This is a genomic window from Streptomyces sp. N50 (assembly GCF_033335955.1).
Lineage (GTDB): Bacteria > Actinomycetota > Actinomycetes > Streptomycetales > Streptomycetaceae > Streptomyces.
The window spans coordinates 2,109,841-2,122,474 of record NZ_CP137549.1; the positions used below are offsets into that span (position 1 = coordinate 2,109,841).

The window sequence follows — 12,634 nt, forward strand, 5'->3', positions numbered from 1 at the left end:
GGGGGACGAGACCGAATCCTATGCCTCGGGACTGACACACGGCGGGCACTCCCACGTACCTTCGAGCGTTGGAAGGTGACGACAGACCCGTCACATGTCACGCACCACCCGTACCAGGAGGCACAGAGCGATGTCGGTTCCGCAGCTCAACGACGAGCACCGCGGCGAGGAGATCCTTGCCGTCTTCGACACCGCCTTCGGCGAGCTCCTGGCCGCCGACCCGGCCGCGTTCCGCGTGAAGTTCCGGAAGATGGCAGCCTCGGCGTTCGCGTTCTACCGGGGCACCGCGTGCCTCTTCTACCACGACCTCGATGCCGAGAAGCGGGGCGGCCCGTACCTGGACGACCGCACCTCGCGCGTGTGGATCCACGGCGACCTGCACGCCGAGAACTTCGGCACGTACATGGACTCGAACGGCCGGCTGGTCTTCAACGTCAACGACTTCGACGAGGCCTACGTCGGCCCCTTCACCTGGGACCTCAAGCGCTTCGCCGCCTCCGTCGCGCTGATCGGGTACGCGAAGGCGCTCAGTGACGAGCAGATCACCGAGCTGGTGCAGGTGTACGCGGGCGCGTACCGGGAGCGGGTGCACGCGCTGGCGACCGGGGCGAAGAGCGACGAGGTGCCGCCGTTCACGCTGGACACGGCCGACGGCCCGCTGCTGGGCGCGCTGCGCACGGCCCGCTCGCTGACCCGCTTCGAGCTGCTGGACTCGATGACGGAGATCCGTGACTTCGAGCGCCGGTTCGCGTCGGGCGGCGGCTCCATCGAGCTGGACGCGGCGACCCGCTACAAGGTCCTCGCGGCCTTCGACGGCTACCTGGAGACGCTTCCCGAGTCCTCCCTGGACCGCCCCGACTCGTACCGCGTGAAGGACGTCGTCGGCCGCCGGGGCATCGGCATCGGCTCGGCCGGACTGCCGTCGTACAACATCCTTCTGGAGGGCAACAGCGACGCCCTGGAGAACGATGTGGTGATCTACATCAAGCAGGCCCAGACGCCGGCCGTCTCGCGGCACATCACGGACGCGGCGATCCGGGACTACTTCCAGCACGAGGGCCACCGCACGGTGATCTCCCAGCGCGCCCTCCAGGCGCACGCGGACCCGTGGCTGGGCTGGACCGAGCTGGGCGGGACCGGGCAGCTGGTCGCCGAGGTGTCGCCGTACGCGGTGGACCTGGACTGGAGCGACATCGACGACCCGGAGGAGATCGCCGCCGTGGTCGCCGACCTCGGGCGGGCCACGGCCACGATGCACGCGGCGGCCGACGACCAGTCCGGCGAGTCCCTGGTGCCGTTCTCCACCGAGCGGGCCATCGACGCGGCGATCGCGGCCGACGAGGACGGCTTCGCGGGCGTGCTCGTCGACTTCGCGCACAGCTACGGCGCACGCGCGCGTGCCGACCACCAGACCTTCGTCGACCTGTTCCGCAACGGCCGGATTCCGGGTCTGTAACCATCCGTACGCTCACAGGAACCCTTTAGGGGTCCCTTACCGGAGCACGTGACAGACTCTCCTCCGCTATGGACATATCCGGGATCCAGCTCAGGGCCGTACGCGCGGCGCTGTTCACGGCACTGGTCGTGACGCTCAGCACCGCGTCGCACGTGCTGCTGTCCCGGGTCCCGCTGCCGCTCGGCACGGTGGCGGCGATCGCCGCCACCGTGTTCGTGATCGCGTACGCGCTCGCGGGCCGCGAGCGCGGCTTCGGCCGGATCGCCGCCCTCCTGATCCCCCTGGAGCTGGCCGCCGACACGGTCTTCACCACCGGCCAGCACGCCTGCTACGGCAGGGCGGGCGGCCCGGTCGCCGGACCGCTGCGCGCGGTCGGCCTGGACGTGCTGTGCAGCGGCGGCGACGTGGGCACCTCGCTGGCCCGCGTGACCGGCGATCCCCATCAGGCGGCGGCGCTCCTCACGCACACCGACGCCACCGCCGCCTGGCTGCTGCTCGGCGCACACATCGGTGTCGGCCTGCTGGCCGCCGCCTATCTGCGCCGCGGCGAGCGCGCGATCTCCGAACTGCTGGGCGCGGCCACGGCGGTGGGCTTCCGCCCGCTGCTCCTGGCCGTCGCCGCGGTGACGGGCCGCCGCACCGCGCCGGTCCGCCGGCTGCCGCGCGCCACGCACCGCATCGCCACCGCCCGTGAGCGGCTGCTGGTGCACTCCCTGGGACGGCGTGGACCGCCGTGCTCGGTCCTCCTCGCGGTCTGAACACCCCACAGGTACCTGAGCACACATCAGTCCCCCACACGTATTCCGCGTACGACGTGTACGCGTCCCATATGGAGATCACCAACATGAGCAAGCGGAACAGCGCGGCGGCGAAGACGGCGGCCCGTGAGCGGCTGCGCGCCGAGCGCGAGCGCCAGGCCAAACGCGCCAAGGTCAGGCGGCAACTCATAGTCGCCGCTTCGGTCGTCGGCGTCCTCGCGATAGCCGGCGGCATCGGCTACGCCGTCGTACAGAACAACAAGCCCACCTACTGGGAGTCGGCGAAGGACGACAAGCTCGTCAAGCCGGCCAACACCACCGGCACCAACGGCACGACGGTCGTCCTCGGCAAGAGCACCGCCAAGAAGACCCTGGTCATGTACGAGGACCCGCGCTGCCCGATCTGCGCCCAGTTCGAGCAGACCGTCGGCACGACCGTGAAGAGCGACTTCGACGCCGGCAAGTTCAAGATCCAGTACGTCGGCGCCACGTTCATCGACAACAAGGACAACGGCGAGGGCTCGAAGAACGCGCTGAGCGCCATGGGCGCCGCGCTGAACGTCAGCCCCGAGGCGTTCCTCGAGTACAAGACCGCGCTCTACTCGACGAAGTACCACCCGGACGAGACGACCGACAAATTCAAGGACGACTCGTACCTGATCAAGGTCGCGAACACGGTCCCGGCCCTGAAGAACAACGCGGCCTTCCAGAAGGCCGTGAAGGCCGGCACCTACGACAAGTGGGCGCTGGACATGTCCGCGACGTTCGACAAGAGCGGGGTCACCGGCACCCCGACCCTGAAGATGGACGGCAAGACGCTGACCGGCTCGGACGGCACGAACGCGCCGATGACGGTAGCCGACTTCACCACGGCGATCACGGCGGCCCTCAAGGCCTGAGCCTTGCCGTAGGACGCTGTTGCACGACGCGCGGCCGAAGAGCGGGCGAACTTTTACGAGTTCGCCCGCTCTCGTTAATACTGATCAGTAACCTGTTCGCTCGTGACCAGTCGATACAGAGCACCCGAGAGCGTCAACTCGCCCTCCCCGCGCCGCCGTACGGTCGTCAAGGCCGCGGCCGCCACCGCGGTCCTGGCCGGCCCGCTGATCGCCGCGCTCCCCGCCGGGGCCGCCACCGACACCCCCTCCTTCCTGCACGGAGTCGCCTCCGGGGACCCGCTCCCGGACGGGATCCTCCTGTGGACCCGGGTGACGCCCACCGCCGAGGCGGTCCCGGGCTCGGGGCTCGGCCCGGACACCGAGGTGAGCTGGACGGTAGCCACCGACAAGGCGTTCACGAACGTCGTCTCCCGGGGCTCCCTCACCGCGACCGCCGCCTCCGACCACACCGTCAAGGCCGACATCCGCGGCCTGGCCCCGGCCACCGACTACTGGTTCCGCTTCTCGGCCGGCGGCACCGACTCCCCGGCGGCGCGCACCCGCACCGCGCCGGCGGCGGACGCGACCGTGACCGGCCTGCGCTTCGGCGTCGTCACCTGCGCCAACTGGGAGGCGGGCTACTTCTCGTCGTACCGCCATCTCGCGGCCCGCAACGATCTCGACGCGTGGCTGCACCTGGGCGACTACATCTACGAGTACAAGTCGGGCGAGTACGCGGCGCGCGGCACGGTCGTACGACAGCACGCGCCGACCAACGAGATCATCACGCTCGCCGACTACCGCACCCGGCACGGCAAGTACAAGACCGACCCGGATCTCCAGGCCCTGCACCTGAAGGCGCCGGTCATCGCGATCTGGGACGACCACGAGTTCGCCGACAACGCCTGGTCCGGCGGCGCGGTCAACCACACCGAGGGCGCCGAGGGCACCTGGACGGCCCGTCAAGCGGCCGCGAAACAGGCGTACTTCGAGTGGATGCCGGTCCGCCCGGCGATCGCGGGCACGACCTACCGCCGTCTGCGCTTCGGCAAGCTGGCGGACCTCTCGCTCCTCGACCTGCGTTCCTTCCGTTCGCAGCAGGCGAGTTCGGGCAGCGGTTCGGTCGACGACCCGGACCGTACGATCACGGGACGCGCCCAACTCGACTGGCTGAAGGCCGGGTTGAAGGCGTCGGACACCAAGTGGCGGCTGGTCGGCAACTCCGTGATGATCGCGCCGTTCGTCATCGGCTCGCTCACCGCCGACCTGCTCAAGCCGCTCGCCAAGCTGCTGGACCTGCCGCAGGACGGCATAGGCGTCAACACCGACCAGTGGGACGGCTACACCGACGACCGCCGTGAACTCCTCGCGCATCTGCGCTCGAACGCGATCGGCAACACGGTCTTCCTCACCGGCGACATCCACATGTCCTGGGCGAACGACGTACCGGTGGACGCCGGCACGTACCCCCTGTCGCCGTCCGCGGCAACGGAGTTCGTGATCACTTCGGTCACCTCCGACAACCTCGACGACATCGTGAAGGTCCCCGAGGGCACGGTCTCCGCGCTCGCGGCCCCGGTCATCCAGCTCGCCAACCGGCACGTCCACTGGGTCGACACGGACCGCCACGGCTACGGCGTCCTGGACATCACGGCCGACCGAGCGCAGATGGACTACTACGTCCTGTCCGACCGCACGTCGGCGACCGCGACCTCGTCCTGGGAGCGGTCGTACCGCACCCGCAGCGGCACGCAGAAGGTGGAACGGACGTACGACCCCGTGTAGTTACAGCGTTTCGAGGAAACCGAGGGCCACCCGCCAGGTGGCCTCGGCGGCCTCCTCGTCGTAGTCCGGGAGGTCGGGGTCGGTGTACAGATGGCCGGCTCCGGCGTACCGGTAGATCTCGACGTCCGCGCCCGCCCTGCCCATCTGGAGGTACCAGGAGCTGAGCCAGTCGTCGGTCTCGAACTGGTCGGGCTCGGCGACGTGCAGCTGGACCGGCAGGTCGTCGACGGAGGCGGTGGCCGCGATGTCCGAGGTGCCGTGCAGGAGGAGCAGGCCGCGGGCCTTCTCGTCGCCGAGGGCGAGGGTCTGCGCGACGGAGGCGCCGAGCGAGAACCCGGCGTAGACGAGCCCGCGCTCGGAGTAGGGGGCGGCGGCCAGCACGGCCCGCTTCAGCACCTCGTCCTTGCCGATACCGTCGTTGAAGGCCATGCCCTCCTCGACCGTCTCGAACGTCTGCCCCTCGAAGAGGTCCGGGGTCCACACCTCGTGGCCCGCCGCGCGCAGCCGCTCGGCGGCGTCACGCACCGCCGGCCGGAGACCGTACGTGGAGTGGAAGAGCATGATGTTCATGAAGCCATCGTGCCAGTACGGTCGGACACATGGAGAACGTACTGCGCCCGCTGATCGTCATCGGCGGCTCCGTCGTCCTCACGCTGCTCATCGGCTGGGTCACCGACCTGCTGCTGCGCAAGGCGGACGCCCGGCACGACGACACCACCCTGTGGGGCCTGCTGCGCCGAGGACGGGTCCCGTACCAGCTCGTACTCTGCGCCGCCTTCCTCAGAGCCTCCTACGACCAGGCACAGCTCCTGGAGGAACACCGGATCGGCATCGGCCAGACCCTCACCCTGGTGCTGATCGGCGCCACCGCGTGGCTGATGATCCGGGTCGCGGCGGCGATCGTGGAGTCGTCGTACGCGCGTTACGCCCGGGCCTCCCGGGACGCGGCCCGGGTCCGCCGGGTCCGGACCCAGGTGACGCTGATCACGCGGGTGGTGGCCGCGATCGTCGGCGTGGTGGCGGTCGCCGCGATGCTGCTGACGTTCCCGGCGATGCGCGCGGCCGGCGCGTCCCTGCTGGCCTCGGCGGGCGTCCTGGGCATCGTCGCCGGTGTCGCGGCCCAGTCGACCCTCGCCAACCTCTTCGCGGGACTGCAGATCGCCTTCGGCGACATGGTCCGCATCGGCGACACCGTGGTCGTGGACGGTGAGTGGGGCACGATCGAGGAGATCACCCTGACCTTCCTGACGGTCCGCACCTGGGACGAACGCCGGATCACCATGCCGGTGTCGTACTTCACGTCCAAACCCTTCGAGAACTGGTCCCGCGGCACCCCCCAGATGACCGGCATCGTCTACTTCCAGGTCGACCACTCGGCCCCGGTCGACGCGATGCGCACGCAACTCCGCGAGATCCTCCGCGCCTGCCCCGCCTGGGACGGCCGCAGCTACGGCCTCGTCGTCACGGACACCACCCCGAACACGATGGAGGTCCGCGCCCTGGTCACGGCGAAAGACGCGGACGACATCTGGACGGTACGGGTCACCGTCCGCGAGCAGATGATCCGCTGGCTGTACGTGGAACACCCGTACGCCCTCCCCCGCGTGAACACGGCGGACGCGGCACCGATCCCGGGCGAGGATCCGTCACCGAACGGCGGGGGTGGGGGTCGGGCTGCGCATGAGCCGCCGGGGGCGGATCGCGGGTGACGGATCGGGGACCGGCGCGGGTCCGGTGGGGGCTGGTCGCGCAGTTCCCCGCGCCCCTAGGGAGACAGGGCTCGGGGCGCTCCAACACCTGAGCCGACACCCTCGCCTTTCAGGGGCGCGGGGAACTGCGCGACCAGCCACGACGGCGCCGCACCCGACCGACAACCTGCCCCGGCACCCCCCTCAACGCCCCCGCTCAGCCCCGCCGTTGACCTGGATCACCTGCGAAGTCACATGCCCAGCAGCCGGAGACGCGAGCCAGTGCAGGGTCGCCGCGACATCCCCTGGCGTACCGGCCCGCCCGGTCGACGTGTCGTTGATGAGCCGTTCACGCCGGGCGGGATCGATCTGCGGCCCGAAGAACTCGGTGTCCTCGATGTACCCGGGCGCGACCACGTTCACGGTGATGCCGCGCGGGCCGAGATCCCGGGCCAGGTCGTAGGCGTACGGGTGCAACGCGGCCTTGGCCCCGCCGTACGCCCCGCTCCCCGAACCCCGGTACGCGGCGATGGAGCTCACGAACAGCACCCGCCCGCCCGGTTCCGCGAGCCGCGGCTTCAGCGCCTCGGTGAGCAGCGCGGCGCTGAGGGTGTTGATGCGGAAGTTGACCGTCCAGTCGTGCGCGACGCGGTCCAGCGGGTCACTGCTCGCACTCCCCGGCTCCAACGCCCCGGTACCGCCCGCGCCGTGCACCAGCACATCCACGGTGCCGAACTCCTCGGCAACGAACCGCCCCACCCCGCGCACGACTTCGGGCTCACTCAAGTCCCCGGCGTACGTCAACGCCCCCGGCACCGCTGCCTTCTCCAGCACCTCACGCCGTCGCCCGAGCAGCAACACCCGATCCCCGTCACCCGCGAAGGCATGCGCCGCGGCGAGCCCAATTCCCGTACCACCACCACTGATTACTACGTTGCGAGCCATGGGGCGAGCGTACAAAGCAAAGCGGGCGTCCCTCTCCCGCGTTTACAGAACTGCCATGCACGGCCGGAAGGCCGCCGACGGCGCCGCACCCCCACTAGAGCGTCCAGCCCTCAATTGCCCGTAAACGGGCGGTGCGTGGGTGGGAGACTCACCTCAAACTACGCACGTCGAGATGCCGAAGCACCCGGTCCACGATCTCCGGATCCGCCCCGGGCTCGCTCCGCGCCGCCAACACCTCATGCCGAGCCGCGCTCATCATCTCCCCCTGGATCCGCCGCATCCGCTTCACCCGCTTCACCCGCTTCTCGTACGCCTCCCGCCGCTCCCCGTCCCCCACCTCGGGAGAGATCCGCACCCCGATGTCGAACGCCCGCCGCAGCAACTGCTCGGACACCTCCTCCGGCAGTTCCTCCACATCCTCGATCTCCCGAAGCCGCCGCTTCGCGGCCTTCGCCGCCCGCACGGCCAGCTCCTTCTCGAACGCCTTCTCGCTGTCGGTGTCGGCCCGCACCCCGAGCCGTTTCACCAGCCACGGCAACGTGAGCCCCTGAAGCACCAGCGTCGCCATGATCACCCCGAACGCGATGAACACGATCTCGTCCCGGTCGGGAAACGCCGACCCGTCGTCCATGGTCAGCGGAATCGCCAGCGCCAGCGCCACGGACGCCACCCCTCGCATCCCCGCCCACCACATGATCACGGTCTCCCGCCAGGACGTCGGGATCTCCTCGTCGTAGTCCCGCTTGGCGTGCAGCCGTTTCGTCAGCCAGGTCGCCGGCAGCAACCACGCCAGCCGTACGACGACCACGACCCCGACGATCGCCGCGGCCCAGCCGAGCATCTCGCCCCACCGCCCCGACGCCGTACGGATCGCGTTGTGCAGTTCGAGCCCGATGAGCCCGAACGCGACCCCGGTCACCAACGTGTCCACCACGTCCCACACCGTCGCCCCCGCGAGCCGCGTCAGCACGTCATCGGCACCGAGCGAGTACTCGGCCAGGAACAGCGCGGTGGTCAGCACGGCCAGCACGCCCGAGCCGTGCAGCTCGTCGGCCAGGACGTACGAGGCGTACGGCACCAGCAGCGTCAGCCCGATCTGCAGGGTGGCGTCGTCGAGGGCCGACATCAGCTTGTTCGTGGCCCACCCCAGGACCACGCCGACCACTACGGCGACGACCGCGGACAGCACGAAGTCGAGCCCTGCACGCCAGAAGTGGAAGCTCCCGCTGACGGCGGCCGCGATCGCCACGTGGTACAGCACGATGGCCGTCACATCGTTGAAGAGACCCTCGCCCTCCAGGATCGACACCAGCCGCCGCGGCAGCCCGAGCTGCCCCGCGACGGCGGTCGCGGCGACCGGGTCGGGCGGCGCCACCAGCGCACCGAGCGCCACGGCGGCCGCTATCGGCAGCCCGGGCACGATCGCGCTCGCGACGGCGGCCACGGCGAGGGTGGTGACGAACACCAGCGCCACGGCCAGCAGGAAGATGGGCCGGATGTTCGCCGTGAACTGCCGCCAGGAGGTGCGCCGTACGGCCGCGTACAGCAGTGGTGGCAGCAACAGGGGCAGGATCAGATCGGGCGGGACGTTCACGTTCGGCACGAAGTCGGCCACCGCGAGGACTATCCCGAGGAGCGTCATGAGCACCGGCGCCGGCAGACCGAACCGGTCCCCCAGCGGGACGCTCACCACGGCCCCGAGCAACAGGACGAAAAGCAGGGCCAATTGATCCACGGTCAGGACTCCGGCGGGATCTCGACGTTCACACAGCGGACGCCCCAGCCTGCCACGCCGCCCACCCGACCAGCTCTTTCGACGCCCTCAGGTTGTGGAGCCCGTTACAGAGCGCGCCGCATCGCCCGGTGCGGAATACCCGCGTCCGGAAACTCCGGCCCGTACGCCTCGTACCCGAGCCGTTCGTAAAACCCCAGCGCATGCGTCTGCGCGTGCAGATCCACGGCGGCCAGACCACGCGCGCGTGCCGCGTCCTCGATGGCCCGCACTAGCGCGACCCCGACCCCGAGCCCCCGCGCCTCCTTGCTCACGGCCAACCGCCCCAGGGACCCGACACTCAGGTCCCCACCGGTCTTCGCCGCGGCGGCCTCGCCGTACAGCAACCGCCCGGTCCCGAGCGGCGTCCCGTCCTCACACACGGCCAGCACATGCGTCGCTACGGCGTCGTAGTCGTCGTACTCGATCTCCTGGGCCACGCCCTGCTCGACGACGAAGACCTCCTTGCGCACCGCGAAGCAGGACTCACGGTCGGCCGGATCCTCGGCGACGCGTACCGCGTAGGGCGTCGGACTCATGCGTACGTCTCCTCGCGCACCAGGTCCAGGGCCTGCTGGAGGTCGTCCGGGTAGCCGCTCTCGAACTCGACCCACTGGCCGTCGGCGGGGTGCTCGAACCCGAGCCGGACGGCGTGCAGCCACTGGCGGGTCAGGCGCAGCCGCTTGGCGAGCGTCGGGTCGGCGCCGTACGTCAGGTCGCCCACGCACGGGTGGCGGTGGGCCGCCATGTGCACGCGGATCTGGTGGGTGCGGCCGGTCTCCAGCTTCACGTCGAGCAGGGAGGCCGCGCGGAACGCCTCGATGAGGTCGTAGTGCGTGACCGACGGCTTGCCCTCGGCGGTGACCGCCCACTTGTAGTCGTGGTTCGGGTGGCGGCCGATGGGGGCGTCGATGGTGCCGCTGGTCGGGTCGGGGTGGCCCTGGACCAGCGTGTGGTACCGCTTGTCGACCGTGCGCTCCTTGAACTGGCGCTTCAGGGAGGTGTACGCCCGCTCCGACTTCGCGACGACCATCAGGCCGGACGTGCCGACGTCGAGACGGTGCACGATGCCCTGGCGCTCGGCGGCACCGGACGTCGAGATGCGGTACCCGGCGGCTGCCAGCCCACCGATGACCGTCGTCCCGGTCCAGCCGGGGCTGGGGTGGGCGGCGACGCCGACCGGCTTGACGATCACGATCACGTCATCGTCGTCGTAGACGATCTCCATGCCCTCGACGGGCTCGGCGACGATCTGCACGGGCGCGGGCGCCTGCGGCATCTCGACCTCGAGCCAGGCCCCGCCGTGCACGCGCTCGGACTTCCCGACCACCGAGCCGTCGACCGTGACCTTCCCCGCCGCGGCCAGCTCGGCGGCCTTCGTACGGGAGAAGCCGAACATGCGGGAGATGGCGGCGTCGACACGCTCGCCCTCCAGGCCGTCGGGCACGGGCAGGTTTCGGATCTCGGGAACTGTGCTCACCCGGTCGAGTATGCCGGACGGGTCCGACACCGCCTTACCGAAGCCCGTACGGCGGCCCGCGCGGTCAGTCCTTGTGGACGGTGCCGTCCGGGTCCAGGCCGCGGAAGGAGAGCAGCACGATCAGGATGCCGCCGCACACGATCGCCGAGTCGGCGAGGTTGAAGACGGCGAAGCCCTTGGGCGCGATGAAGTCGACGACCTCGCCCTGGAAGATGCCGGGCGAACGGAAGATCCGGTCGGTGAGGTTGCCGAGCGCACCGCCCAGCAGCAGGCCGAGCGCGATGGCCCACGGCAGGCTGTAGAGCTTGCGCGCGAGCCGGGCGATGACCACGATCACGGCGGCCGCGATCATCGTGAAGATGACCGTGAAGGCCGCGCCGAACCCGAAGGCGGCGCCCGGGTTGCGGATCGCGTGGAACTCCAGCCAGTCCCCGAAGACCTCGATCGGCGCGTGGTGCTCCAGCTTGGCGACCACGAGCAGCTTGCTGACCAGGTCGAGGGTGTACGCGAAGGTGGCCACCGCGAACAGCACGGCGATCCGGCGCTTCCCCCTGGGGGGCGACGCGGTGCCACCCTGCTCCGGCTCTGCCCCCGCCGTCTCTGGGGTATCCGGCGTACCGATGATGCGCTCCGCCTCTGCCACGTGAGTCCCTCGACCTAGGTGCCTAACTCAGGATGAGGGTACGGCACACCTGTCGGAGGCTTCAGTACCGGCGTTCCGTACCGGCGTTCAGTACCGGCGCTCCTGCTTCTGCTTGCACTCGACGCAGAGGGTGGCCCGGGGGAACGCCTGCATACGGGCTTTGCCGATCGGGTTGCCGCAGTTCTCGCACAGGCCGTAGGTGCCAGCGTCCAGCTTCCCCAGGGCGCGCTCGGTCTGGATCAGCATCTCGCGCGCGTTGGCGGCCAGCGCCATCTCGCTCTCGCGCGTGATGTTCTTGGTGCCGGTGTCGGCGTCGTCGTCGCCCGCGCCGTCCCCGGAGTCCCGCATCAGACCCGCGAGGGCCTGCTCGGTGGACGTGATCTCCTCGCTCAGCCGCGCGGCCTCGGACTGCAGCTCGGTACGGGCCTCCTCGACCTCCTCGGGCGTCCAGGGGTCCTCGCCGGGGCGCACCGCGAGCTCGCCGGGTACCGCCGCGACCCGCGCCTTCGGAACGGCCGTCTTCGCCGCCGTGGCCGTGCCAGGAGTCTTCTTCGCAACCACCGTCGTGGCTCCCGTCTGCTCCGCGGCCTGCGCCGCGCCCGCCTTTGCCTTCTTGGCCGCGCTCTTCTTCGTGCCGGTCGAGCTCTTCTTCGTGCCGACCGTGCTCTTGGTTCCCGTAGTGCGTTTGGTGCCTGTGGCGCTCTTCGTGCCGGTGGTGCTATCCGTGCCGGTGGTGCTCTTTGTGTCCGTGGTGCTCTTCGTAGAACTGCTCTTCGCGCTGGTGGTGCTCTCCGTAGGGCTGCTTTTCGTCGACGTGCTCTCCGGGGCGACGGTTTTCTTCCCGGCCGCTGCCTTCACTGCCGCTGTCTTCTCAGCTGCTGTCTTCACAGCCGCTTTCTTCCCGACCGTCTTCTTCACGGCCGTCTTCTTCGTCTCCGTAGCCTTCGGAGCGGCCGTCACCTTCGTGACCGCCGCCTTCGCAGCCCCCGCCCCCTTCCCCGTAGCCGCCCTCTTCGTAACGGTCGTCTTCGTAGCCGTCGCCTTCTTCGTCGCCGTGGATTTCGCGGTGCTCTTCCCGGCCACCGCTTCCTTCGCCGCCGCCCCCTTCGCGGCCCCCGGTCTCTCGGCCCCTTCCCCGGTCGCCTTCTTCGAAGAAGCCGCCTTCGTAGCGACCGCCTTCTTCGCCGCGGTCTTCTTCGTTGCGGTCTTCTTCGCCACCATGGCCGCGGC

12 protein-coding genes are annotated in these 12,634 nt (G+C 70.0%); 5 read left to right on the plus strand and 7 right to left on the minus strand.

Annotated features, from left to right (window positions below; translation table 11 throughout):
- Positions 1–130: 130 nt before the first annotated feature.
- From R2B38_RS09065 to R2B38_RS09080, 4 genes are all read left to right on the plus strand, one after another.
- Complete coding sequence (locus R2B38_RS09065) at positions 131–1,456, plus strand: DUF2252 domain-containing protein (RefSeq protein WP_318015764.1); 1,326 nt, start codon at positions 131–133, stop codon at positions 1,454–1,456.
- A 68-nt stretch (positions 1,457–1,524) separates the two neighbouring features.
- Positions 1,525–2,214: a hypothetical protein gene (locus R2B38_RS09070; protein WP_318015765.1), complete on the plus strand. Its 690-nt coding sequence runs from the start codon at positions 1,525–1,527 to the stop codon at positions 2,212–2,214.
- Between the two features lie 86 nt (positions 2,215–2,300).
- Entirely contained in the window at positions 2,301–3,113 is an 813-nt protein-coding gene (locus R2B38_RS09075) for a thioredoxin domain-containing protein (protein ID WP_318015766.1), read from the plus strand.
- 102 nt (positions 3,114–3,215) lie between these two features.
- Positions 3,216–4,877: an alkaline phosphatase D family protein gene (locus R2B38_RS09080; protein WP_318015767.1), complete on the plus strand. Its 1,662-nt coding sequence runs from the start codon at positions 3,216–3,218 to the stop codon at positions 4,875–4,877.
- Here R2B38_RS09080 and R2B38_RS09085 read toward each other — a convergent pair whose 3' ends face one another.
- Positions 4,878–5,447 carry a dienelactone hydrolase family protein gene (locus R2B38_RS09085; RefSeq protein WP_033284474.1) on the minus strand — a complete coding sequence of 190 codons (570 nt, stop codon included), beginning with the start codon at positions 5,445–5,447 and terminating at the stop codon, positions 4,878–4,880.
- Positions 5,448–5,476: 29 nt separating this feature from the next.
- On the opposite strand from R2B38_RS09085, the gene R2B38_RS09090 reads away from it, so the two are divergent.
- On the plus strand, positions 5,477–6,586 hold the full coding sequence (locus tag R2B38_RS09090; RefSeq protein ID WP_318015768.1) for a mechanosensitive ion channel family protein: 1,110 nt from the start codon (positions 5,477–5,479) through the stop codon (positions 6,584–6,586).
- A 183-nt stretch (positions 6,587–6,769) separates the two neighbouring features.
- Here R2B38_RS09090 and R2B38_RS09095 read toward each other — a convergent pair whose 3' ends face one another.
- From R2B38_RS09095 to R2B38_RS09120, 6 genes are all read right to left on the minus strand, one after another.
- Positions 6,770–7,510: an SDR family oxidoreductase gene (locus R2B38_RS09095; RefSeq protein ID WP_318015769.1), complete on the minus strand. Its 741-nt coding sequence runs from the start codon at positions 7,508–7,510 to the stop codon at positions 6,770–6,772.
- A 148-nt stretch (positions 7,511–7,658) separates the two neighbouring features.
- Positions 7,659–9,245, minus strand: a complete 1,587-nt coding sequence (locus R2B38_RS09100) for a Na+/H+ antiporter (RefSeq protein ID WP_033284471.1) — start codon at positions 9,243–9,245, stop codon at positions 7,659–7,661.
- 104 nt (positions 9,246–9,349) lie between these two features.
- The gene (locus R2B38_RS09105; protein ID WP_318015770.1) at positions 9,350–9,820 is read right to left on the minus strand and encodes a GNAT family N-acetyltransferase; all 471 of its coding nucleotides are present in this window, start codon (positions 9,818–9,820) and stop codon (positions 9,350–9,352) included.
- Positions 9,817–10,761, minus strand: a complete 945-nt coding sequence (locus R2B38_RS09110) for an RluA family pseudouridine synthase (RefSeq protein WP_033284519.1) — start codon at positions 10,759–10,761, stop codon at positions 9,817–9,819. The genes R2B38_RS09105 and R2B38_RS09110 overlap by 4 nt, the downstream gene beginning before the upstream one ends.
- 64 nt (positions 10,762–10,825) lie before the next feature.
- Positions 10,826–11,404: a signal peptidase II gene (lspA, locus tag R2B38_RS09115; protein ID WP_318015771.1), complete on the minus strand. Its 579-nt coding sequence runs from the start codon at positions 11,402–11,404 to the stop codon at positions 10,826–10,828.
- Between the two features lie 87 nt (positions 11,405–11,491).
- Positions 11,492–12,625, minus strand: coding sequence for a TraR/DksA family transcriptional regulator (locus R2B38_RS09120; protein WP_318015772.1), 1,134 nt, complete (start codon positions 12,623–12,625; stop codon positions 11,492–11,494).
- Positions 12,626–12,634: the final 9 nt, after the last annotated feature.

What these genes read in the sequence shown, in the direction of transcription:
- R2B38_RS09120 (WP_318015772.1), bottom strand. Translation starts at nt 12,625, where the DNA reads ATGGTGGCGAAGAAGACCGCAACGAAGAAGACCGCGGCGAAGAAGGCG.
- R2B38_RS09075 (WP_318015766.1), top strand. Translation starts at nt 2,301, where the DNA reads ATGAGCAAGCGGAACAGCGCGGCGGCGAAGACGGCGGCCCGTGAGCGG.
- R2B38_RS09070 (WP_318015765.1), top strand. Translation starts at nt 1,525, where the DNA reads ATGGACATATCCGGGATCCAGCTCAGGGCCGTACGCGCGGCGCTGTTC.
- R2B38_RS09090 (WP_318015768.1), top strand. Translation starts at nt 5,477, where the DNA reads ATGGAGAACGTACTGCGCCCGCTGATCGTCATCGGCGGCTCCGTCGTC.
- R2B38_RS09065 (WP_318015764.1), top strand. Translation starts at nt 131, where the DNA reads ATGTCGGTTCCGCAGCTCAACGACGAGCACCGCGGCGAGGAGATCCTT.
- R2B38_RS09085 (WP_033284474.1), bottom strand. Translation starts at nt 5,447, where the DNA reads ATGAACATCATGCTCTTCCACTCCACGTACGGTCTCCGGCCGGCGGTG.
- R2B38_RS09105 (WP_318015770.1), bottom strand. Translation starts at nt 9,820, where the DNA reads ATGAGTCCGACGCCCTACGCGGTACGCGTCGCCGAGGATCCGGCCGAC.
- R2B38_RS09095 (WP_318015769.1), bottom strand. Translation starts at nt 7,510, where the DNA reads ATGGCTCGCAACGTAGTAATCAGTGGTGGTGGTACGGGAATTGGGCTC.